At 46.1% G+C, this 22,406-nt stretch carries 20 protein-coding genes and 2 tRNA genes; 4 read left to right on the forward strand and 18 right to left on the reverse strand.

Going from position 1 to position 22,406, the window contains the following annotated elements; translation table 11 throughout:
• Positions 1–26: 26 nt before the first annotated feature.
• Genes AAX10_RS05175 through AAX10_RS05185 form a run of 3 tightly spaced genes read right to left on the reverse strand, consistent with a single transcriptional unit; the run spans position 27 to position 6,217 of the window.
• The gene (locus tag AAX10_RS05175) at positions 27–1,643 is read right to left on the reverse strand and encodes an efflux transporter outer membrane subunit (RefSeq protein WP_080947060.1); all 1,617 of its coding nucleotides are present in this window, start codon (positions 1,641–1,643) and stop codon (positions 27–29) included.
• A gap of 9 nt (positions 1,644–1,652) precedes the next feature.
• Positions 1,653–4,802, reverse strand: coding sequence for an efflux RND transporter permease subunit (locus tag AAX10_RS05180; RefSeq protein ID WP_046700042.1), 3,150 nt, complete (start codon positions 4,800–4,802; stop codon positions 1,653–1,655).
• Between the two features lie 8 nt (positions 4,803–4,810).
• Positions 4,811–6,217 carry an efflux RND transporter periplasmic adaptor subunit gene (locus AAX10_RS05185; RefSeq protein ID WP_046700043.1) on the reverse strand — a complete coding sequence of 469 codons (1,407 nt, stop codon included), beginning with the start codon at positions 6,215–6,217 and terminating at the stop codon, positions 4,811–4,813.
• A 482-nt stretch (positions 6,218–6,699) separates the two neighbouring features.
• On the opposite strand from AAX10_RS05185, the gene AAX10_RS05190 reads away from it, so the two are divergent.
• Positions 6,700–6,773 (forward strand) — tRNA-Cys (locus tag AAX10_RS05190).
• Positions 6,774–6,800: 27 nt separating this feature from the next.
• Positions 6,801–6,887 (forward strand) — tRNA-Leu (locus AAX10_RS05195).
• Between the two features lie 198 nt (positions 6,888–7,085).
• On the opposite strand, the gene AAX10_RS05200 is transcribed toward AAX10_RS05195, so the two are convergent.
• Together AAX10_RS05200 and AAX10_RS05205 are read right to left on the reverse strand one after the other, a co-directional pair.
• Positions 7,086–7,868 (reverse strand): hypothetical protein, encoded by a 783-nt coding sequence (locus AAX10_RS05200; RefSeq protein WP_036362889.1) that lies wholly within the window; start codon positions 7,866–7,868, stop codon positions 7,086–7,088.
• The gene (locus tag AAX10_RS05205; protein WP_226997743.1) at positions 7,859–8,713 is read right to left on the reverse strand and encodes a D-Ala-D-Ala carboxypeptidase family metallohydrolase; all 855 of its coding nucleotides are present in this window, start codon (positions 8,711–8,713) and stop codon (positions 7,859–7,861) included. The genes AAX10_RS05200 and AAX10_RS05205 overlap by 10 nt, the downstream gene beginning before the upstream one ends.
• 653 nt (positions 8,714–9,366) lie before the next feature.
• On the opposite strand from AAX10_RS05205, the gene AAX10_RS05210 reads away from it, so the two are divergent.
• Positions 9,367–9,951, forward strand: coding sequence for a septal ring lytic transglycosylase RlpA family protein (locus AAX10_RS05210; protein WP_036362892.1), 585 nt, complete (start codon positions 9,367–9,369; stop codon positions 9,949–9,951).
• Between the two features lie 76 nt (positions 9,952–10,027).
• On the opposite strand, the gene radA is transcribed toward AAX10_RS05210, so the two are convergent.
• The 12 genes from radA to ffh all read right to left on the reverse strand — a co-directional run bounded on the left by radA (position 10,028) and on the right by ffh (position 20,499).
• Positions 10,028–11,443 carry a DNA repair protein RadA gene (gene radA / locus AAX10_RS05215; protein ID WP_046700045.1) on the reverse strand — a complete coding sequence of 472 codons (1,416 nt, stop codon included), beginning with the start codon at positions 11,441–11,443 and terminating at the stop codon, positions 10,028–10,030.
• A gap of 23 nt (positions 11,444–11,466) precedes the next feature.
• Positions 11,467–12,198, reverse strand: coding sequence for an LPS export ABC transporter ATP-binding protein (gene lptB, locus AAX10_RS05220; protein ID WP_080947061.1), 732 nt, complete (start codon positions 12,196–12,198; stop codon positions 11,467–11,469).
• A 96-nt stretch (positions 12,199–12,294) separates the two neighbouring features.
• Positions 12,295–12,825, reverse strand: coding sequence for a lipopolysaccharide transport periplasmic protein LptA (gene lptA / locus AAX10_RS05225; RefSeq protein ID WP_046700047.1), 531 nt, complete (start codon positions 12,823–12,825; stop codon positions 12,295–12,297).
• Positions 12,826–12,852: 27 nt separating this feature from the next.
• Entirely contained in the window at positions 12,853–13,428 is a 576-nt protein-coding gene (lptC, locus tag AAX10_RS05230; RefSeq protein ID WP_046700048.1) for an LPS export ABC transporter periplasmic protein LptC, read from the reverse strand.
• A gap of 23 nt (positions 13,429–13,451) precedes the next feature.
• Positions 13,452–13,979, reverse strand: coding sequence for a KdsC family phosphatase (locus AAX10_RS05235; protein ID WP_046700049.1), 528 nt, complete (start codon positions 13,977–13,979; stop codon positions 13,452–13,454).
• A 15-nt stretch (positions 13,980–13,994) separates the two neighbouring features.
• Entirely contained in the window at positions 13,995–14,966 is a 972-nt protein-coding gene (locus tag AAX10_RS05240) for a KpsF/GutQ family sugar-phosphate isomerase (protein WP_046700633.1), read from the reverse strand.
• A gap of 225 nt (positions 14,967–15,191) precedes the next feature.
• A complete protein-coding gene (gene ubiA / locus AAX10_RS05245; protein WP_046700050.1) occupies positions 15,192–16,073 on the reverse strand; it encodes a 4-hydroxybenzoate octaprenyltransferase in 882 nt (293 codons plus the stop codon).
• A complete protein-coding gene (locus AAX10_RS05250; protein ID WP_036362909.1) occupies positions 16,063–16,338 on the reverse strand; it encodes a hypothetical protein in 276 nt (91 codons plus the stop codon). Before AAX10_RS05250 ends, ubiA begins: the two co-directional genes overlap by 11 nt.
• Positions 16,339–16,350: 12 nt before the next feature.
• Complete coding sequence (locus AAX10_RS05255; RefSeq protein WP_046700051.1) at positions 16,351–17,166, reverse strand: class I SAM-dependent methyltransferase; 816 nt, start codon at positions 17,164–17,166, stop codon at positions 16,351–16,353.
• Positions 17,167–17,249: 83 nt separating this feature from the next.
• Entirely contained in the window at positions 17,250–18,092 is an 843-nt protein-coding gene (locus tag AAX10_RS05260; protein ID WP_046700052.1) for an undecaprenyl-diphosphate phosphatase, read from the reverse strand.
• Positions 18,093–18,216: 124 nt separating this feature from the next.
• Positions 18,217–18,873, reverse strand: a complete 657-nt coding sequence (gene tsaB, locus AAX10_RS05265) for a tRNA (adenosine(37)-N6)-threonylcarbamoyltransferase complex dimerization subunit type 1 TsaB (protein ID WP_046700053.1) — start codon at positions 18,871–18,873, stop codon at positions 18,217–18,219.
• A 78-nt stretch (positions 18,874–18,951) separates the two neighbouring features.
• Positions 18,952–20,499, reverse strand: a complete 1,548-nt coding sequence (gene ffh / locus AAX10_RS05270) for a signal recognition particle protein (protein ID WP_046698236.1) — start codon at positions 20,497–20,499, stop codon at positions 18,952–18,954.
• Between the two features lie 151 nt (positions 20,500–20,650).
• Between ffh and AAX10_RS05275 the strand changes: the two genes are divergently transcribed.
• Positions 20,651–21,442: a cytochrome C assembly family protein gene (locus AAX10_RS05275; protein ID WP_046700054.1), complete on the forward strand. Its 792-nt coding sequence runs from the start codon at positions 20,651–20,653 to the stop codon at positions 21,440–21,442.
• A gap of 101 nt (positions 21,443–21,543) precedes the next feature.
• Here AAX10_RS05275 and folD read toward each other — a convergent pair whose 3' ends face one another.
• Positions 21,544–22,395, reverse strand: a complete 852-nt coding sequence (gene folD / locus AAX10_RS05280) for a bifunctional methylenetetrahydrofolate dehydrogenase/methenyltetrahydrofolate cyclohydrolase FolD (protein WP_036362927.1) — start codon at positions 22,393–22,395, stop codon at positions 21,544–21,546.
• Positions 22,396–22,406: the final 11 nt, after the last annotated feature.

Genomic DNA, 22,406 nt, shown 5'->3' on the forward strand with positions numbered 1-22,406 from the left:
GATGAGCGTTTTTTATTGTCAGATCATTATTGAATACTGATAGGTGTTGAAATACCATCAGCATTAGCAGGTTCGATCACATTCAATGTCGCTGGTGCAGGCTGTACGATCTCGAAGTCAGCATCGGCCACATCCGCACTCACAGTCGTAAGCTGCTCTTTGGTCGCAAGTTCAGCCGTACGCATCGCTTCACGCTGCTTTTTCAGGCTGGCGATCTGTTCAGCAGTTAATGTTGCGCCGCCACCCAGCGCTTGATACAGCTGAATCTGACTTAGGATTTTTTGTAATTCTAAGTTTAGGATGTTTTGCTGATTGGCGAATAATGAACGCTCCGCATCCAGCACGCTTAGATAATCATCCAAACCTGAGCGGAAACGCGCATGGGCGATTTGATAGGTTTGTTGATAATTATTCTGAAGCTTATACTGAGATTCTAGCTGTCTGCCAAGCGTAGCACGGCTTGCCAACACATCACCTACTTCTTTAAAGGCGGTCTGAATGGCTTTTTCGTAGGTGACTAATGCGCTCTTTTGGGCGACTTCTGCCACTTCATAATTAGCACGTCGAACACCTGCATCAAAGATTGGCAGATTAATCGAAGGGCCAACAGACCAAGCAAAAGCGCTCGACTCTAGCAGATTACTTAGGCTGGATGAACTGAATCCTAAATTACCCGACAGGCTGATCGATGGGAAATAAGCAGCACGTGCCACATTGATGTTCGCGCCTGCTGCTTTTAATGCGTGCTCTGCTTGTACGATGTCAGGACGATAGTACAGAAGTTCGCTTGGAAGACCTGTGCTAAATAGCGTCTGGGTCGTGATGTTATCTACCGCCATGTCAGGCATCAGCTCATCAGGGACTGGTGCGCCAAGTAGCAGCTGTAGTGCGTTACGCGCTTGTAGAATGCCAGTATCAGCTTGATAAATCGCCAACTTCGCCGCTTCTAGTGACGCTTCTGCCTGCAAGCTGGGTGAGCGTGCATCAATCCCCGCTTTAAAGCGCTTATTCGTGATGTCTAGTGAATGCTCACGAGTCTTTAATGTCTCAACAGCAAGCTGACGCTGGGCCAATGCATAGCTTAGATTGACATAGCTTTGCGCGATGTTAGAAATCAAAGAAATCTGCACCGCGTCTTTGGCTGAATTGGTCGCAAGATAGTTATACAGCGCTGCGTCTTTGGCGTTCGCCACTTTACCCCAAAAATCAATCTCGTAGCTAGACATGGCAAGACCGACATTGTAGCCACTGCTGGCATTACGATCGGCAGGCGATGCTGAACGAGTCGCACCACCAGATGCGCCCAGCTTTGGAATGCCGTCAGCTTCGGTGATCTGATACTGGGCACGCGAGCTTTGGATCGCCAGAACAGCTTTTTGTAGGTCTTTGTTGTTGTTCAGACCGAGTTCGATCAATGACTTAAGTTTGGGATCGGCATAGAAATCCTGCCAGCGCATCGATGCCACGCTTGGTGCTTCTGCCACGCTGATGGTCTGTTGATCTAGCACTTGGTAAGCCTGATCCACTGCCAAATTTGGCTGAGCCACCATGGTCTGGGCTGATTTTGGAATCGTACTACACGCCGATACCCCCAGCACTAGGGCTGAGAGTGTGAACAGGCGAACTGTTTTGGTTGATTTCATAAATTCTCCTTACTCGCGTTCGCATGCAGCGACGGGTTTGGCAAGATTTGGCTTATATGGGAATACTGAACGCACCCACACATAGAACATCGGGATAAAGAACACGCCCAGGAAAGTCGCTGTGATTACCCCGCCGACCACGCTCGTACCGACTGCGTTCTGGCTACCAGATCCTGCGCCTGTGGCAATCATCAAAGGCACAACACCGATACCAAAGGCAAGAGACGTCATAATAATCGGGCGCAGACGCATTCGAGCTGCTTTCATAACCGCGTCTTTTAGACTCGCCCCCGATTCTTGAATCTCTTTGGCAAATTCAATAATCAAAATCGCATTCTTCGCGGACAGACCAATTACCGTGAGCAGGCCCACCTGTAGATAGACGTCGTTAGCAAAGCCTCGAAGCATGGTAAAGATAACCGCACCAATAACACCCAATGGAATAACCAACATCACCGAGAATGGTACCGACCAGCTCTCATATAGCGCTGCCAGACACAAGAATACAACAACCATAGAGATCGCATATAGTGTCAAAGCCTGACCGCCAGTCTTACGCTCTTCTAGTGATAGACCTGTCCACTCATAACCGATACCCTCAGGCAGCTGGGAGATCATCTGCTCCATGGCAAGCATGGCATCACCCGTACTCTTACCAGGCGCGGCTGAACCCTGAACATTCAGTGATGACAGACCGTTGTAACGGTTAAGGCCAGGGCTACCATATTGCCATTCACTGTTAGAGAACGCGCCGAAGCTGATCATCTCGCCCTGGCTATTACGCACATACCACTTATTGATGTCTTCAGGTGTGGCACGGCTATCAGGAGCACCTTGCATATATACTTTCTTGATACGGCCACGATCAATGAAGTCATTAACGTAGCTGCCGCCAAAGGCTTGAGCCAGAACGCCATTCACTGTTGCCATATTTAGGTTATAGGCAGCTGCTTGCTCTTGGTTGATGTTTACTTTAAGCTTAGGCGCATCCTCTTGACCATTAGGGCGGACACCTGCCACAGCTGGGTTTTGAGCAGACATACCAAGTAGCATATTACGAGCTTCCAACAGCTTAGCATGACCCACACCGCCGATGTCTTGGAGTTGTAAATCAAAGCCACTGGCATTACCAAAACCTTGAATTGCAGGCGGGGCAATTGGATACACAAATGTCGCTTCTGGAATCATGACATTCAATGCCATGGCGCGATCCGCAATTGCTTGAGCTAGGCTTTCATCTGAAGTACGCTCACTCCAGTCTTTTAGTTTAACAAAAGCTAAGCCGGCATTTTGACCACTGGCACCAAAGCTAAAGCCTGAGATGGTAAAGACCGACTCTACGTTATCCGCCTCTTGTTCACGAAAGTAGCCACCCACCTTTTCCATGACCGCAGCAGTTTGATCAAGCGTCGAACCTGCAGGCAGCTGAACCAATGTCATCAAGACACCTTGGTCTTCTTCTGGGACGAATGATGATGGTAAGCGCGTGAACAATAATGCCATCACAGCGATAACCACAGCATACACGATCGCAAAGATCCACTTGGCATTAAAGGTCTTACCTACGAATTTCTCATAGCCACGGCTGACCTTGAAGAAGAAACGGTTAAACCAACCGAAGAAGCCTTTTTGAGTGTGGATGTCTTTGTGCGCTTGGCGTTTTAGAATGGTTACACACAGCGCAGGTGTGAAGATAAGCGCAACTACTGCTGACAATGACATACTGGTGATCAGTGTTACCGCAAACTGACGGTAAATCACACCAGCCGAGCCACCAAAGAAAATCATCGGTACGAATACCACCGAGAGAATCAGTGCAATACCGATAACAACTTTACTAATCTCACCCATCGACTGGATGGTGGCATCTTTGACTAAGATATTTGGATTTTCTTCTAAGATACGCTCCACGTTCTCTACGACAACGATCGCATCATCGACGAGCAGACCGATGGCAAGCACCATCGCAAACATGGTTAGGATGTTAATGGTAAAACCAAATAGCGATAATACCGCAAACGTACCTAGAATGACAACAGGTACCGCAAGTGTCGGGATGATGGTCGCGCGCCAGTTCTGCAAGAACAAGAACATAACCAAGAACACCAGCACAATCGCCTCAAGAAGCGTCATAACAACTTGCTTAATAGACAGCTTAACAAATGGTGTGGTGTCGTAAGGCACAACGATTTTTAGACCTCTAGGGAAGCCTTGTGACAACTCATCAAGACGCTCCTGTACTGCTTCACGCACTTCAAGGGCATTCGCACCAGAGGCAAGCATGATGCCCATACCCGCGGCTTGTTGTCCATTATATAGAGTCTTAACGGCGTAGCTTTCTGAGCCTAGCTCAATATCTGCCACATCACGCAGATAGACTTTTGCGCCTGAAGGGTCAGATTTAATTATGATGTTGCCGAATTGCTCTGGCGTCTGCAGGAAGCTTTGCACACTCACCGTCGCGTTAATCACTTGACGATCTAGGTCTGTTGGTAGGTTAGCAAGCTGACCTGCTGATACTTGCACGTTTTGTGATTGAATCGCAGCTGAGACATCAGATGGTATCAGCGCATAAGAAGAAAGCTTGGCAGGATCTAGCCATATACGCATGGCATAAGGCGAGCCAAACACGTTCAGCGAGCCCACACCATTAACACGGCTTAGACTATCCACCACGCTCGAGTTAATATAGTCAGCGATGTCCGACTGTGTCATGCTGCCATCTTCAGAGATGAATGATACTACCATCAAGAAGCTACTGCTAGACTTATTAACCGTCACGCCTTGACGCTGTACATCAGCTGGCAGTGAACTGGTCGCTGCTTGTAGCTTGTTTTGTACTTGTACCTGCGCGGTGTCAGGATTAACGCCATTTTCAAAGGTTAGCGTGACAGATGCCAAGCCATTCGCTGATGAGCTTGATGACATGTACATCAGACCATCCAGACCTTTCATCTGTTGTTCAATGACTTGCGTTACTGTGTTTTCTACCGTCTCAGCATCAGCACCAGGATAGACAGCACTCACCGAAACTGTCGGCGGAGCAATCTGCGGATACTGCTCAATGGGCAAACTGCGAACCGCAATAATACCCACCAGCATGATCAAAATGGCGATCACCCATGCAAAGATGGGACGCTCAATAAAATACTTAGACATGACCGCTCCTACTGTGCTTTAGGCGTATCTTGAGCAGCTTGCGACTGTTCGCTTGACTCATCTTTTGGCGCTACCACGCTGTTTTGACCTGCCTGCTGTGGCACTTGAGCGTTTTGCGCTTGATTGCCTGCTGCGCCCGTTGGTGGTAATGTACGCACTTCTACTGCTTGGTCAGGCTTAACTTTAGCACCGCCCATCACGACAACTTGGTCGCCATTTTGTAATCCACTGCTGACCACCCATTGACCGTTAAAGGTACCTGAAGTTTCAACTGGGCGAACTTCGATTTTCTTGTCTTTATTTACGATATAAACTTGGGTTTCGCCTTTAGGTGTGCGTGTGAGGGCAGTCTGTGGCAGTAGAACAGCGTTGTTCATAATAGACTGCGCAAGATTGGCATTAACATACATGCCAGGGATGAGGACGCCATCAGGGTTCGGGAACACCGCTCTTAGCTTAACCGCGCCAGTCGCTTCATCGACACTCGCATCAGACAGAGCCAGACGTCCGATGATTGGGTATGTGCCACCGTCTTCTAGGACGATTTGCACTTCTGGATCGCCTTGGCTCGCTTTACCTTCAGCGATCTGCTGACGTAAGCGTAGCATCTCTGCGGATGATTGGCTGATGTCTACATAGACATAATCGGTGCGCGTGATGGTTACCAGAGCATTTGATTGATTGGCTGACACCAATGCACCATTCGTTACTGCCGAGATACCTACTTTACCGCTAATGGGTGCGCGTACGATGGTACGGCTTAGGTCTAGCTCGCTTGCGCTTAGGCTGGCTTTGGCGCTGTTGATCGCAGAATCTGCACTACCGACACTCGCTTTGGCTTGTGCGACCGTGGCTCTGGCAGCTTCGACATTCGCCTCAGCCGTACGCACAGCAGTCACCGCCTGATCATAAAACTGTCTTGATACCGCATCAACTTCAACTAAGCCTTGTAATCTGGCTAGATCAGCACGCGCCTGGGCTAAAGTTGCTTGCTGCGCGGCTAGGTTGGCTTGAGCTTGGGCTTGGGCTGCACGTGCATTTTGCGCAGAAGCTTCAGCATTGGCGATCGCTGCACGACCTGCATTAATCGCACTGGTATAGTTATCCGTGTTGATGCGGTACAAAGGCTGACCTGCACGTACAAACCCACCTTCGCGGAACAACACTTCATCAACGATCCCCGTCACCTGCGGGCGAACCTCAGATGTCTCAACTGCCGTCACGCGACCTGAGAAAGACTTCACTACAGGGATCGCGCTAAGCGTTACCGTCTGAACATCCACGACTGTTGGCGGCATTTGTTGCTGTGCTGCCGCTGCCGCTTGCTCATCTTGGGCTGATTTATTACAAGCAGCCAGCAGTGTCATGCCTGCAAATACTGCAGCAATGGTCGCTGCACGTAAATTTAATTTCATAAGCACCTTATTTTGGCTTTATCAGATAATGAAAATGGGGTTTTACGGATTTGATTTTTTAGACGGTTGCAAAACCAATCATCAAGCAAGCACCCAAGAAAGCAAAACCCTAAAACCACGCAGAATAAAAGTATCGATAAACACTCTTATTCAACCTAATAGTTTTATTGAGTTTTTTGGATTTGACAATTTCAAAACAAACCAACAGTTTTGATAAACCCATAAAACTAAATAAATTTTACTATTATACTTTAAAATTCTTGATTTTTTGAGCTTTTTTATTTACTTCACATCCAAAAAAATAGATTGATTTTTACCAAAAATTGTGAACAAGCGTCTATTTTTTATGCATAATTATCGTCACACACTCTATCATTTGACAAAAAATATAAAAAATGCAAATTTTTATAAAAAATCGCTTGCTTTTTTGTAAAAATTTGCTATCATAGCGTCCACTTAATCGATGCGATTAAGCACATAATGGCTGGGTGGCAGAGTGGTCATGCAGCGGACTGCAACTCCGTGTACGCCGGTTCGATTCCGACCTCAGCCTCCATTTTTTGATTGTTATTATTAACAACCCGCCCGGGTGGTGAAATTGGTAGACACAAGGGATTTAAAATCCCTCGCTAGCAATAGCGTGCCGGTTCGAGTCCGGCCCCGGGCACCATCTTTAAGCTCTTGAATATTCAAGAGTTTTTTTATTACCTAAATAAAGGTAAACGCCCTAAATTAATTGGTTATTCTCAGTGAAAGTTGGAAATCAACCAATCAATAATTAAAATTATCACATGCCTTTATATCATTAAAATAACAATACAATTGACAGTACAGAAACCAAGTCGGTCGCATCCTTGATTCAAGATGGTTAGGCCGTTACCGACTGCCACAGCTGCTTCTTAGCATTACTGTCTTCATGCATCACCAAAAGTTGTGGTAATGTTTGCACTTCACCAAAATAATCCACCCCATCACTTAGCTCGCTTAGGAAGGCTAATTTTACCTGATCGAATTTGGTGATGTCGCCCATCATTCGTAATCGCAGAATAAAACCATCAAGGCACTTTTGGGCCAGCGCTGGCGAATTTTCCAGATCATCGTTCATAGGATAACGAATACTCTCCACCGAGAGGAAGGCTTTGCGTTCTGCCGCCCATTTTGACAATGCCGTCTTTAGCGATGCCCATACCAGCTTCTCTTTATCACCCATCAGAGTCATATCCACCAAGAGCACCCACTCACCAACACGAACACCTTCTAGTACATATGAAATAGCAGTCGATGATAAATCAGCGGATTGGGCGGTACTCACCTCATCTATATTTAAAAGTGTACTTTGGGCAGGATTTTTAGATTGTTGTGTGTTATTGATTGACTTATTTGGTTCTTGGACGACCGATGTAATCTGCGTATTATCATCTACCACCAAAGAATTTTCAGGCGTGGTTAATGGCGGGTTAGGCTCATCTTGATCCTGACGTATGTCATCACTCTTAGAATCGAAACGCTTAGCATCCTTCATAAACCTATCAGCTAAGCTTGCCACCTGAGCGGCAGGCGTGCTTAATTGCCCCCATTGGCGAATACCGATAAGGTTTAAGATATGTCGCTGTTGTATCAATGCATCAAAGGATGATTTGGTTATTGCCATGTGAACTCACTAGGCTTAGGCGGTGTATAGCGGCACATAGAATGAGACTCGGAGAATTGCGCACCCCATTTTCGATAGCCTTGCGTATCTAGATGAATGGCGCCTGTGCCATATAATCCCAAACCAAAATTATGCGATTCACCATAAAACACCCAGTACTCGCACAGACGATTCTGCAGTTGATATAATTCATGACTGTCTGCATCATAAGTAGGCACCCAAATATCCATCGCGCCATTCGTCATGTGCTTACTGCTGGGCGCACCGCCAGCACAACGGTTTAAGTCAGGATTGCGATATACTGAACGGATGTGGGTATTGGCAGGTAAGATGCCTTTAGCGCGAAGTTCGTCATACAGCTTAATCGTTGGCAGCATCTGCGCCCATAGCTCACGCGGCGGTACTTCATAAGGCTCATAACCACACTCCTGCCATGAACGCGCCGTCGTCAGTAGCTGGTGCATCGGCGGCAGATTTTTACCGATATGATTCTTAAGAAATTGCGTATATTCTTCAACATGAGATTTTTGATGGGGATGACTGCGTAGCCACATCTCAAAATCTGCCTTCGTTCCGACATTCCTGATAATGTCATGAGCATGCCCATCATGCTCACCGTGATGATGGATGATGTTAATCTGAGGCGGTTTAGCCACTGTATTGACGGTATTCACGGGTTGCTTGGTGGACTGTTTAGGTTTTGATAACACTTTGGTTGGTTGTGGTTTTTTGGCGGGTGCAGTTTTTTGGGCGCACGATGACAAGCCAAACACCCCCATCATAATCACCGCTGTTACTTGTAATTTTTTATTTATTGTCATCATCTTATCAACCTGGCCAATCATAATTAGCACCAAAGCTATTGATTATTATAAAATATCTTAACATTAATCCGAAAAAATCTCATGCTACATTTGCAATTTTAGCAATTTTTCCACCAATCCACAAACCACTATCGCATTATCCGATACAAATAAAATCGTATCATTAAAATTATTAAGTTTGTCTTAATTATTATTAATAAAAATATCATAATTAAATACTTAAAATATCTAAATCTATTAGACACTAATTTTAATCAATAACAAGGTAACATAACCAATTTTTGAATCAAAAAACCTTGCAAACACGGACTTTATAAATGATATTTTTATTTAAGTATATGATTTTAATGGTTTTAATATGCTTGTAATTTATCTAAATGGTGTTACCATATAAAAAATCCATAAATCCGCATTGTTTTATCAGTTTATCAATTGATTTTGACAATGAAATTTATACATTTTATGACCAAAATCGTTTAGTTAAAGTGCAAGGCATTTTGATCAGACATCAAATTATTGAATGCAGTTTGTCATACAGTTTAAAATCACAGCGACTTGAATTTTGCTGCGTTCATCTCCATGTTGTTAAGATGGTTTAATAACAAATGTCTATCTAATAGACCTCGGTGAAATCGCCCGATGGAACTTCACCAAACACCAAAGAAGAGGTAGTTATGAAAAACATTAGCACCTATTTGCTAGGCACCAGCATCGCACTTGGCGCAGCCATTAGTGTATCTGCCACTGCTGCCGACAGCAAAACAGGCGCTGTCAACATCGATCAAGTGCTCGGTGAATTGACTCGTCAGCATAATGGCGCATCAAGCTTGGTCAAATCTGCTCGCCAGCCCTCTTCTTTGACCTTTAACAGCCCATTGATTACTCAATCTGGCTCATCAGTTAAACAAGATGAGCCCGTACTGGAAAAATTAACCGCTGTGGCTTCTAACACAGTCAATAAATTCAAACAAACTGGTTTGGCATCTTGGTATGGTCGTCAGTTTCACGGCAAAAAAACTGCTAGTGGCGAGACTTTTAACATGAACGCCATGACCGCAGCTCATCGTTCATTGCCTCTTAACTGCTATATTCGAGTCACTAACAAAGACAATGGCAAGTCTGTCATCGTAAAAGTCAATGATCGCGGTCCTTTTAATGGTAATCGCGTGCTTGATCTGTCTTATGGTGCAGCACAAGCCATCGGCATCACGCAACGTGGTACAGGCAATGTCATCATTGAGCGCGTTGATGGACCTTAATATTTCATCTAATAAAAAAACAGCCCTAGGAGCTGTTTTTTATTTGCGTCTTTTCACCATGTAAAGGCCATACTACCTAAATCAACTCAAATGCTCGATCAATGGCATCATCCAATCGATCTACAGCAATCACCTGAATGCCTTTAAATTGCGAACTGTCAGATTTGGGTGCATTGGCCTTAGGCACGATGGCGTGTGTGAATCCGTGCTTCATCGCTTCTTTTAATCTCTCCTGCCCATTAGGTACAGGGCGAATCTCACCTGATAGCCCCACCTCTCCGAAAACCGCCAAGCGTGGTGGCAGCGCCTTTTCTCTTAAGCTAGATGCGCAGGCTAATAGTACTGCCAAGTCAGAACCTGTCTCCATGACCTTCACGCCACCCACGACGTTTACATACACATCTTGTCCGCTTGTGTGAATGCCACCATGTCTATGCATGACCGCAAGGAGCATGGATAACCTTTGATGGTCAAGACCCAACGCCATACGCCTAGGCTGAGCGTGCGAATCATCGACCAGTGCCTGAACTTCAACAAGTAGCGGGCGAGTTCCTTCTCGGCTTACCATGACCACCGAGCCTGCAATCGGCCGTTCGTAACGACTTAAGAATATCGCCGAAGGATTGGCGACTTCTTTTAGTCCTGTATCTATCATACCGAAGATACCAAGTTCATTCACCGCACCGAAGCGATTCTTTACCGCGCGAATCATTCGAAAACGACTGTCAGATTCCCCCTCAAAATAAAGTACCGTATCAACCATATGTTCAAGCACACGCGGACCTGCTAATGCACCCTCCTTGGTAACATGACCTACCAAAAATAGCGCCGTTCCCGTCTGCTTGGCATAGCGTGTCAATATCGCTGCAGATTCACGAATCTGAGCCACGCCACCAGGCGCCGACTGTATGGCATCGGTAAATAATGTCTGGATAGAATCAATGATTGCCACGGCTGGCTGCTCGGTAGATAAAGCTAAACAAATGGTATCAACATTGGTCTCAGCAAGCACTCTTAAGCGATCTGTCGGCAGTCCTAATCGCTTGGCACGCATGGCAACCTGAGACAAACTCTCCTCACCCGTGATGTATAGCGCCGATCCCGCCAGAGAATCGCTTGCCGCCATATTGGTGGCAGTCTGTAGTAGTATCGTAGATTTACCAATGCCTGGATCGCCACCAATCAGCACAACCGATCCTGCCACCAAGCCCCCGCCAAGCACTCGATCAAATTCCCCTATCCCTGTCGGCATTCGAGTCTCTACAGTAACACCCACCTCATCAAGACTCATGACACCCGACAACGCACCTGCATAATTAGAAGTTTTGGGCGTGGATGCGATGGTCTTTTTGGTGGCTTTATGATGTGGCATACTGACATCAGGTGCTTCTACCAGCGAATTCCATTCACCGCAGTCGGCACACTGTCCTGACCATTTGCCATAATGAGCACCACAGGATTGACAGACATAAGATGTTGATTTTTTTGCCATTTATTTATAATCTTGAAGTTTGATTAAACTGAGAAATCTTTACCAAGGTATACTTTTTGCACCAATTCATTCGCCAAGATGTCATTGGGCGCGCCTTCTGCGATGATGGCACCTTCTGAGACGATGTAGGCTTTTTCACAGATGGACAAGGTCTCACGCACATTGTGATCGGTGATTAGCACGCCAATGCCGCGCATTCTTAGGGTGCTGATGACGTCTTTAATATCACTAACAGAGATCGGATCAACACCTGCAAATGGCTCATCAAGCAAAATAAACTTAGGGTTGCTTGCCAAAGCACGTGCTATCTCGCAACGACGACGCTCACCGCCAGAGACGCTCATCCCGAGAGATTGGCGCACGTGCTCCAAGCTAAACTCGGCCATTAACTTCTCAAGCTCTTGCAACTGCTGGTCCTTGTTCAGGTCTTTGCGCATTTGTAGCACAGCCAGAATGTTCTGCTCGATTGTCAATTTACGAAAAATCGATGCTTCTTGTGGCAGGTAACCAATACCTTGAGCGGCGCGTTCATGCATGCTTTTTTTGGATAAATCCAATTCGCCAAGCATTACCTGACCACGATCCATCGGCACAAGCCCGACCACCATATAAAAACTGGTTGTTTTGCCGGCACCATTTGGCCCCAAGATGCCAACAACTTGACCTTGCTCCACTTCAAATGACACGTCTTTAACAACCCAGCGCTGACCATATCGCTTGCCCAAATGACGCATGCTCAATGTCGTATTTGACATGTTTTTCCTTATAAGTTTTGACATTCAAAGCATCATCAATCACATAGATGCCCCATACCCAAAAATCAAAATAGGGCAAAACGCCCTATTCAACCATCAGCGCAGACCCTGCTGAGAGCTGCCGCCACTTGGTGGGAAAACAAGCTCCACACGCTGACCACCGCCGGCATTCGCTTCAACATCCCCAGCTTTTAGGCTGTAACGGATGGTATTGCCTGCAAAACTAGAACCTGCTTGGGTAAGCTTTGCATTGCCGGTTAGGGTTACGATGCCAGTGACTGTATTATAATCAATGCGGTTGGCTTGACCCTTAGCAACACCTTTTTCTTTGGTGATGACTTGCTGGAAGGTAGCAGGTCTGCCGGTAGCAGTCGCCGAGCTGATCTTACGATCGTTACTTAAGTTCAGCGTGATGTTATCAGCAGCGATCTTAAGGCTGCCCTGCTCAATGGTGACATTTCCCGAATAAGTCGTAACGCCAGTACGCTCCACATAAGTGGCACGGTCGGCCAGTAGGCGAATTGGTTGATTGGCGTCTGATGGCAACGCATTGGCGCTACTGATAACCAAAGGCAGTCCAAATATGCCGATTGCCAAAGCAGTTTTTAGAACATTAAAAGTTGACATAGTATTCTCAAATTTTAAAAATATAAATTAAAACAACGATTTGTCCTGTCTAGGCGCAGAATTGTAAAGCACTTCAATCTTACTAAATTCGTATTCGCCTGTTTGTAGGTTTGCACTAAAACCTTGAGCTTTAAAGCGATCTTCACCATGGACAATAGTCAGCGGCTCATCGCTTGAGAGCATGCGCGACTTGGTATTACCCGATAGTTTATTACCTGTGATGACGAGTTTGGGTTTATTATCCACCGCTTCACGCGTTAAAGTAAACCCATTAGAAAGCGCCATATCGCCTGTTGACTGCTCAAGAACAGCTCTTTTAGCTTCGATGATGTACTTCTCGCCTGCAGGTGGCTGCCAATTCATCACCGCGACCAACATCTCATCTTCGCCACTGGCATTTTGTACCAGCGAGTCGGCAGTCAACGTGTACTCAGTCTCGCCCGTCTCTTCATTCGTCTGAACGGCTTTGATCTCGGTGACTTCATAAGATACGTCAGGCTTGGCGGGTACGGTAGGTTCAATCTTTGGCTCTTCTTGGTAAAAAAACCAAGCGGCAACCATGATTACGATTACGCCAAGTACACTTAAAATTCGTACATTCATTTAATAATGCCTATCACACCAGACTACAAAAATTTTTGGATAAAGGCATTGTACCTACCTTGAGCCTGCAAAATAAGCTCACACACTTCACGTACTGCGCCATGCCCACCAGCCTTCGTGGTTACATAGTCCGCCGTCTGCTGAACGATGGGCGCTCCATTTGGTACACTCATGCCAAGCCCTGCTTCGCGTATCGCCTTTAGGTCTGGCAAATCATCGCCCATATACGCACATTCATCCAAAGACAAATTCAGATCCGCTGCAAGCTTTGATAACGCGGTAAATTTATCATCGCGACCTTGAATAACATGATGGATTCCAAGCTCTTGTGCGCGACGATCCACCATGGGAGATCTGCGACCCGTGATGATGGCAAGGATAATGCCCGCTTCTTTGAGTGCTTGTAATCCCACACCATCTTGTACATAGAACGCTTTCGTCTCCACGTGATTCGAGCTATAAATGATCTGCCCATCTGATAAGATGCCATCGACATCCATCGCCAACATTCGGATCTTGGCAGCTTTTTGGGAGATAATTTCTTGTGTCATGTCTTCTTCCGATTTTTAGCTAACGCCTGCTTGTACCACATCATGAATGGACAGAACGCCTTGTAATTTACCACCATCCAAGACCAACAATTGCCCGATACTGCACTCATTCATGATGGATAATGCATCAGCGGCGCGTGTCTCTTTGGTGGTATGTTTTGGTGTACGCGTCATGATCTCGCCAATTTTTGCTGACAGATCCGTGTGCTCAGCAAGTCTACGGCGCAAGTCACCATCGGTAAAAACGCCAACCACATCTTCTGCATCATCAATGATTACCGCAAGTCCTAGGCGACCACTGGTCATGGCAAGCAGCGTATCATGCAGGCTTGCGTCTTGATTGATGATCGGTAGATTCTGGTCGTGCATCAGGTCTTGAACACGGGTCAATAGCTTGCGACCCAATGCACCTGCTGGGTGCGACAAGGCAAAATCATTACTGGTAAATCCACGCGCATGCAGCAATGCCACCGCGAGCGCATCCCCCAGTGCAAGGGTTGCTGTCGTACTGGATGTCGGCGCCAAACCAAGTGGACAGGCTTCCTCAGACTTACCCAGGGTCAGTGCAATGTCAGCAGACCTTGGCAAAAACCCGCGCTTATCACGACTGATGCTGATGAGCGGAATGTTAAGCTGCTTAACCACAGGGATTAATGTGCGAATCTCATCAGACTCGCCTGAATTAGAGATGGCAATCAATACATCGCCTTTGACGAGCATGCCTAAATCACCATGCCCCGCCTCACCAGGATGCACAAAAAAAGACGGCGTGCCAGTCGATGCAAATGTCGCTGCCATCTTGCGTCCAATATGGCCAGACTTACCCATGCCTGTAACCACCACACGCCCATTGCAATTCAAAATCGTCTGGCAAGCCAAGATGAATCGCTCATCAAGCTCATCAATCAATAAATCAAGCGCACTCTGTTCTGTGCGAATGGATTGCACCGCATCAGCAATAAAATCAGTCTTCATCTTATCCGTCATAATAAATAATAAATACCAAGCCAAATCCTCTTGGCAAATTACCAGTCCATTCACATCATCCAGCACCATTTACAGCGCGGTTATTTTAAGGATGTATCATATCATATTTTGATCGTAAGTTATGAATTTTCCTAATGATATGAGCCCACTTTCCCCAAAAATCCATAAAAATACAACAAGTTATTTATAAATAATAACAAAGAAATACCTATAACTTTGAAGGAATTAACCACCAAAATAAAAAATACACAAAATCAACACCAATGCAAAAACATAGCGCCCCACCCATGCGTTGTGGCGAAAGGCACGAAAGCATGCCATGCGCTCACGATTCCTAATTAATAGATATTGATAAGTGAACATTACAAACAATGGCGCAACCAACAGCCACCCCGTCCAATTATCAAAATAATGCCGCAAGACTAAGCCCATCAATAGCGCAAATGCCAAATGCAGCAACATGGTGGTTGCCACATCATAGCGACCAAACAAGATTGCTGTTGATTTAACCCCGATTTTTAGGTCATCATCTCTGTCGCACATGGCATACTGCGTGTCATAGGCCACCGTCCAGCACATGTAGGCAGCGAATACCAGCCAGCCCCATCCATCCACATACCCCAACGTGGCCGCATAAGCCATCGGCACCGCCCAGCCAAACGCCGCCGCCAATACAACTTGGGGCAGATGCGTATAACGCTTCATGAATGGATAAATAAAAGCAAGTGCTACCGCCCCAAACGACCAATAAAATACCTGCAACGGCAAAAATACAAGCAGACAGGCCGACAATAAAGCCAAACCCACAAAGGTCGCCACAGCCGTCTTAGCAGACAACCTTCCATCCGCCAAAGGTCGATCTTTGGTACGCTTAACCTGACCATCTACCTTGCGATCAGCAAAATCATTGATCGCGCAGCCTGCCGCGCGCATGAATATCGCCCCAAGCATAAAAATCACCAAATGAGCGATACTTGGCAATCTTTGCAGGCCTGCATTGGCTAAGAACAGCGCCCACAGCGTCGGGTAAAGAAGCAACTCCGTGCCCACAGGCTTATCAAAGCGGGTCAACTGAAGCCAAGCGATGAGTTTGTCTTTAAAAGTCATGCTTTTGGTTCTTGGTTTTGATTGGCTGATTGTGTGCGATTTGACTCACTTCGACCGCTTGTAGCAGGTTTAGCTCACTAAATTCACGGCGCAGCTGCTTGACAGCCGCAGCTTGGTCGCGCGTCTGAGCCACGATCTCAAGATAGCGCGTTATATATTTGCTCTTATCCATCGCTTGCCACAACTGTTTAATTTTACGTCTTAGCGAAAAATTCTGCCATGTCATGATCAGCACAATGATTAGCACCAGATATTCATACTGCATAGATTTTCTCACTCATTTATTTAATTCATATCTATCGAACCGAATGGCATCATTTGCCACGCTTTGCACGGGCGTTTTATTTGCCAAATGGGGGGCGGATAAGGGGCGTTTGACTATGATTTTGCCATTATCTTTTAATTGAGTATTGGCACTATCCAAAAATAGTTTTTGATCATCATCGCTTGGCGGATTTGCCAAATCATGTAATACTTGCATGGTTTTACCCACCTTTGCCGAATAGCTATCGGAAGGAAACATAGGGTCAAGATAAATCATATCCGCCTTTGGTAAGGTCGCCAGAAAATCAGCATTCAAAAAATTACCATGATAAATCGTAATTCGGCTTAATAATTTTTGCCAATTTGGATTGGTGTTCATCATTTGATGTTCAAATAATAATAGCATTGCCACGATAGGATTTTGCTCTATCATCACCACACTTGCCCCTGTGCTTGCCAATATCAATCCGTCCTGCCCAAAGCCTGCCGTACCGTCTATCACGCTCATGTCAGGCGTTAATTTGCTTGCTTGTAATATCAGCTCGGACTTTCGCCCTGCGGTTACGATACGTTTGGTTAGGGCTTGCCAATTTAATGATGATTTTATAATGGCGTTGTTGTCAATTTTAATTAAAGTTGGCGTATTTTTTATAATAGCGATTAGGGGTGTATTAGCATTATCATTGGCAAACGATGAGATAAATTTATCACTTAGTTTTGATAAAGCATAAAAAGATAAATTCAAAGACAAATTGTGAGTTTTATTGATAACGTCTAATGTATCAAATAACAATTTGTCTTGTTCGGTGCCGATGATGTTAATAGTCAAAATATTGCCTTTTGAGTTGCAATTTAGATAATAGGACGAATATGATTCACCCCTACAAATACCGTTTAATACTTACCCTAAATTTACCCTTGAATTTGATAACCAAACACAAAATACGCCAATAACACAATTACGCCTGTGATAATCCGCAAATAGGCAAAAATCATAAAATCCCGTTTTGATACCCACACCACAAGCAAACGAATGCACAATAGAGCAACAACAAAAGACACTGCCGTTCCCACGCCCAAAATCGCCCAATCTTCCCCTGTTTGTAGCACGTCTTTTTTCTCAATAAGCTCCAAAAGTCCTGCCCCGACAATGACAGGGATGCCCAAAAAGAATGAAAATTCGGTCGCCGCCTTGCGAGACGCTCCAAACCACAGCGCCCCGATGATGGTAGAGCCAGAGCGACTTGTACCAGGGATTAAGGCAAGGCATTGGCAAAGTCCGATTTTAAGAGCGGTCTTGATGTCAATATGTTCGGCTTCTTGTGCCTTAATGGGGCGTGGGTGCTTTTCGACATAGATGATAAGTAACGCCCCAATGATAAGCATGGTCGCCACAACAAGCGGGTGAAAGAGCGTGCCTGTGATAAAGTCTTTTAGGGTAAAGCCGACAACCATGACAGCAATAGTGGCAATGATGAGCGAGATACCCAGTCCACGAGGGTTGGTCATGCCGTCCGCCTTGCCTGTCAGTAGCCCCATAAACGCCGTCCACAGCCTGCCCCAATAGTCATAAATGACCGCCAAAATCGCCCCAAGCTGAACAAAAACAATGAACAAATCTCGCTTGTCCTTGTCCCAAAAATTCATGATGTCTGCCGACAAAATCATATAACCTGTACTAGAAATCGGCAAAAACTCGGTAATACCTTCGACAATACCCATGATAACGGCTTTGATAAATAATAGAATGTCCAAAATATTACTCTTTTATTTAAATTCACCAATATTTATTGGCGGTATGGGTTGGGGGTTAAACATTGTTTGGTATTGAATAATTAGGCGAATAAATTGCCCTATATTTAATTTTAAAATTGCTTAATTATTTCTTACCTTGTTCTGTCAATGTTTTCCAAGCGTTATTTCTTAGATACACAGGTAAAGCATTTTCTGCCGTTACCGTCTCACCCTTTAAAAATAAGGGATAGGCAAGGTGTGCAATGTGGCAAGCAGTCGGATTTAGGCGTAATTTTTTGGCAGTTGTTGCCACCAAATCCACCCCATCCCCCACGATGATGTCGGTCTCTACATGCTTATCATAATCCAGCAAATATTCGCTTTGGGCAATGGGCAAGGCTTTTTGTACCACAAAATCCCCTGCATAGACTTGGTTTTGGCGAGCGTCTATCACGGCGGTTATCGTTGTGCCGTCCGCCATACTTGCCTGTTCACACGCCATAAATGCCAGGGCGTGTAAGCTGGATATGCCGATACACGGTGCGTCATTGGCGACAGATAGGGCTTGGACTAGGGCGGTGTTAATACGAATGCCACTAAACGCCCCCGGCCCACGGTTAAACGCCCACGCCTGTACGTCTTTTATGTCCACACCTGCCGTATGCAGTGCCTTATCCAGCATGGGCAAGATAATCTCCGTTTGCCCACGCCCGCCTGCCACGGTCTGGGTATAGATAACAGTGTTATTTTGCAAAATGGCGATAGAGCATTGCTCAAAAATGGTGTCAAAGGCGATTAGCATGGTTAGGAGATCTTGGTTTATACAATAAAAACAAAACACCCAAGCCCATTGTTGGGTGTTTTATGGCGAAATAGATGATTAAAAACGCTTTTTGAAATTAGGAAGTTGCCCTTCCATCGCTTTCATCTGCTTTTGCATGTCTTCCATGCTTGGCATATTGTTAGGATCTAGGCCTAGGTCTGCCATGGATTTTTTCATGTCTTCAACATTCAGGCCTGCTGGATTTTGACCAGCATTACCACCACCGAATAATGGCCCACCGCCACCACTCATGCCCTTGGTTAGCCCTTGAACAGCTTTCATCATCTTGCCGATGCCATCAGGACGGCTGATCATCTTCATCATTTTCGCCATTTGCTTGTGTTGTTTTAGCAGGCGATTGACATCTTGAATTTGCTTACCGGAACCTGCGGCGATACGACGTTTACGGCTCGGGGTAATTTTGTCAGGGTTCTGACGCTCAAATGGAGTCATTGAGTGGATCAGCGCTTCCATCTCCTTGACTTTCTCTTCAGGCTTGGCTTCTTCCATCGCTTTTTGGAGGTCGGCGCCACCCATGCCAGGCATCTTATCAAGGAATCCTGCCATACCGCCAAGGTTTTTCATTTGCTGGAATTGATTTAACAAATCTTCCAAATCAAACTCACCGCCCTTTTGGAGCTTTTTCGCCATGCGTTCGGCTTGCTCGCGGTCGATTTTATTCTCAACCTCTTCGACCAATGACAACACATCACCCATGCCAAGGATTCGCTGTGCGATACGCTCAGGATGAAACAGCTCCAAAGCCTCCAGCTTCTCGCCACGACCTAGGAATTTGATTGGCTTACCGGTGATGGCACGCACAGACAAGGCAGCGCCGCCGCGAGCATCACCATCTGTCTTAGTCAGGATGACACCTGTCAGCGGCAAGGCGTCGTTAAATGCCTTAGCAGTATTGGCAGCATCTTGACCTGTCATTGAGTCCACCACGAACAGCGTCTCGGTTGGATTCACCGCTGCAGTAAGCTCCTTAATCTCATTCATCATCTCCTCGTCGATCGCAAGGCGACCTGCGGTGTCAATGATCAGAATGTCTTGATACTGCAATTTGGCTTGTTCGATGGCGCGGCGAGCGATGTCGATTGGGTTCTCGTCTGTACTAGATGGCACAAAGCTTGCATTAACCTGACCTGCCACCTGCTCAAGCTGACGAATCGCTGCTGGACGATATACGTCGGCTGATACAAGCATGACTTTTTTCTTTTGCTTTTCTTGTAGGAATTTGGCAAGCTTACCTGCGGTCGTTGTCTTACCTGCACCCTGTAGACCTGCCAACAGATACACCACTGGCGGCTTGCCAGTCATCTCCAAAGACTGATTCGCCGAACCCATCATCTCAGTCAGCTCATCATAGACAATCTTAACGAATGCCTGACCTGGCGCAAGCTCTTTTAGAACCTCTTGTCCTAGCGCCTGCTCTTTAACCTTCGCGACAAATTCACGCGCCACAGGCAAAGCAACATCCGCCTCAAGCAGTGCCATGCGCACTTCACGCAATGTATCCTTAATGTTATCTTCGGTCAGCTGACCTGTGCCTGCAATATTACGAAGGCTGCCAGAGAGTCGTTCGGTTAACGTATCAAACATAATTTTTCCACGGTTAAATTTAAAATCAAACAGCAAGACTGCTACAAATCCCCCCTATTTTATGATAAATTATGCAATTATGCCAATTTAAATTAAAAGTACGGGGAAAAATGCGCAATTTTGGGCGTTTTTATCCTAATTAGGGGTTGTTGTGTTAATTATTTATCTGTTGACCGCTTTGATTTATGCCGCCACCGGCCTGATCTTGTATCAAAAACTCATCAAGCAACAACCCATCAACAAACTTCCAATCATCACCGCACTCATCATCGGCGCAGTAATGCACGCATTTTTGCTATGTCCAAAAATCGTCACGCTGTATGGGCTTAATTTTAACATCTTTAACACGATTAGCCTAATCAGTTTGTTCTTTTTGGTGTTTTTTGTACTATTTAGTCTATATCGCCCTATATTAAGCCTTGGTGTCCTTGCTGCGCCAGCTGCTTTGATAGGGCTTAGCGCGGGCTACTTTGGGCGCGCCGCTTACGAGCCGCTAACCGACCTTAACCCCCTGCTTCAGGCACACATCTTACTCTCATTCGCCGCTTACTGCGCCCTGCTGATGGCTGCTGTACAAGCGATCATCTTGCGCCTACAGATTCGCGAACTCAAACACAAGACCATCCACCGCTTTTGGGTGAGTAAACTGCCAAGCCTACAGAGCATGGAAGGCTTGTTGTTTGACATGATTTTGATGGGTTTTGTGATTTTAAGTGTGGCGCTTGGGCTTGGTGTGGTTGCCACTTATGACATCATGGCACAGCACATCGCGCACAAGCTATTCTTTAGCGTGCTGTCATGGACGGTATTTGGTGTGTTTATCGTTGGTCATTATCGCCAAGGCTGGCGTGGTAAACGTGCAGCGAACTTTACCATCTATGGCTTTATTCTACTTGCCATTGGTTTTGTTGGCTCAAAAGCGGTGTTGGATTTGATCATCTAAAATTATCATGGCTGCCACAAATACACACATAGGGATTTAGTAATTCCTCGCCAAAAATAAAACCACTCCGAAGAGCGGTTTTATCATTTAAGCGATACAGATTAGATGCCAGCTTCTAGCTCAGCGGCTTCTACTGTCTGGCGAATCAGTGTATTGATCGTCATCGGACCCACACCACCTGGAACTGGCGTGTACGCTGAAGCCACGTTCTCGATGCCTTTTAGCTCGATGTCACCGCATCCACCTTCTGGCGTTGGGTGGAAGCCTGCATCAACCACGATTGCGCCTTGCTTGATCCAGTCTTTTTTGATCAGCTCAGGAACACCCACAGCACCCACCACGATGTCCGCTTGACGGATGTGCTCGCTTAGGTTCTGAGTGCGTGAATGGCAGATGGTCACAGTACAGTTAGCATTTAGCAGCATCGCCGCCATTGGCTTACCCAAGATGGCGCTACGACCCACCACCACAGCATGTTTGCCAGACAATTCGACATTGTAGTGATTCAGCAGGTGCATGATGCCTTGTGGCGTGCAAGAACCATAAGCACTCTCACCCATCGCCATACGACCATAACCTAGGCACGTAACGCCATCCACGTCTTTTAATAGACTAATGCGATCAAAGCAAGCACGCTCATCGATCTGAGCAGGCACAGGGTGCTGCAGTAGGATGCCGTGCACGTCAGGATTGGCATTAAGTTCATCGATCTTTGCCAATAATTCATCGGTCGTGGTGGTCTCAGGCATCTCAACGCGAATGCTGTCCATGCCGATACGCTTACAAGCATTGCCCTTCATGCGCACGTAAGTGGCAGATGCAGGGTCATCACCCACCAAAATGGTCGCAAGAATTGGTGTGCGTCCAGTTTTTTCTTTTAATGTTGCCACGCGTGCTGACAGTTCATTTTCAATAGAACTTGCCAATGCTTTACCGTCTAAAATCTGTGCCATAAAAAATCCTT

The sequence above is a fragment of the Moraxella bovoculi genome (assembly GCF_000988745.2).
Taxonomy (GTDB): Bacteria; Pseudomonadota; Gammaproteobacteria; order Pseudomonadales; family Moraxellaceae; genus Moraxella; species Moraxella bovoculi.

Coding starts and splice junctions, on each gene's coding strand:
- AAX10_RS05175 (WP_080947060.1), bottom strand. CDS start 1,643: ATGAAATCAACCAAAACAGTTCGCCTGTTCACACTCTCAGCCCTAGTG.
- AAX10_RS05180 (WP_046700042.1), bottom strand. CDS start 4,802: ATGTCTAAGTATTTTATTGAGCGTCCCATCTTTGCATGGGTGATCGCC.
- AAX10_RS05185 (WP_046700043.1), bottom strand. CDS start 6,217: ATGAAATTAAATTTACGTGCAGCGACCATTGCTGCAGTATTTGCAGGC.
- AAX10_RS05200 (WP_036362889.1), bottom strand. CDS start 7,868: ATGGCAATAACCAAATCATCCTTTGATGCATTGATACAACAGCGACAT.
- AAX10_RS05205 (WP_226997743.1), bottom strand. CDS start 8,713: ATGATTGGCCAGGTTGATAAGATGATGACAATAAATAAAAAATTACAA.
- AAX10_RS05210 (WP_036362892.1), top strand. CDS start 9,367: ATGAAAAACATTAGCACCTATTTGCTAGGCACCAGCATCGCACTTGGC.
- radA (WP_046700045.1), bottom strand. CDS start 11,443: ATGGCAAAAAAATCAACATCTTATGTCTGTCAATCCTGTGGTGCTCAT.
- lptB (WP_080947061.1), bottom strand. CDS start 12,198: ATGTCAAATACGACATTGAGCATGCGTCATTTGGGCAAGCGATATGGT.
- lptA (WP_046700047.1), bottom strand. CDS start 12,825: ATGTCAACTTTTAATGTTCTAAAAACTGCTTTGGCAATCGGCATATTT.
- lptC (WP_046700048.1), bottom strand. CDS start 13,428: ATGAATGTACGAATTTTAAGTGTACTTGGCGTAATCGTAATCATGGTT.
- AAX10_RS05235 (WP_046700049.1), bottom strand. CDS start 13,979: ATGACACAAGAAATTATCTCCCAAAAAGCTGCCAAGATCCGAATGTTG.
- AAX10_RS05240 (WP_046700633.1), bottom strand. CDS start 14,966: ATGACGGATAAGATGAAGACTGATTTTATTGCTGATGCGGTGCAATCC.
- ubiA (WP_046700050.1), bottom strand. CDS start 16,073: ATGACTTTTAAAGACAAACTCATCGCTTGGCTTCAGTTGACCCGCTTT.
- AAX10_RS05250 (WP_036362909.1), bottom strand. CDS start 16,338: ATGCAGTATGAATATCTGGTGCTAATCATTGTGCTGATCATGACATGG.
- tsaB (WP_046700053.1), bottom strand. CDS start 18,873: ATGCTAATCGCCTTTGACACCATTTTTGAGCAATGCTCTATCGCCATT.
- ffh (WP_046698236.1), bottom strand. CDS start 20,499: ATGTTTGATACGTTAACCGAACGACTCTCTGGCAGCCTTCGTAATATT.
- folD (WP_036362927.1), bottom strand. CDS start 22,395: ATGGCACAGATTTTAGACGGTAAAGCATTGGCAAGTTCTATTGAAAAT.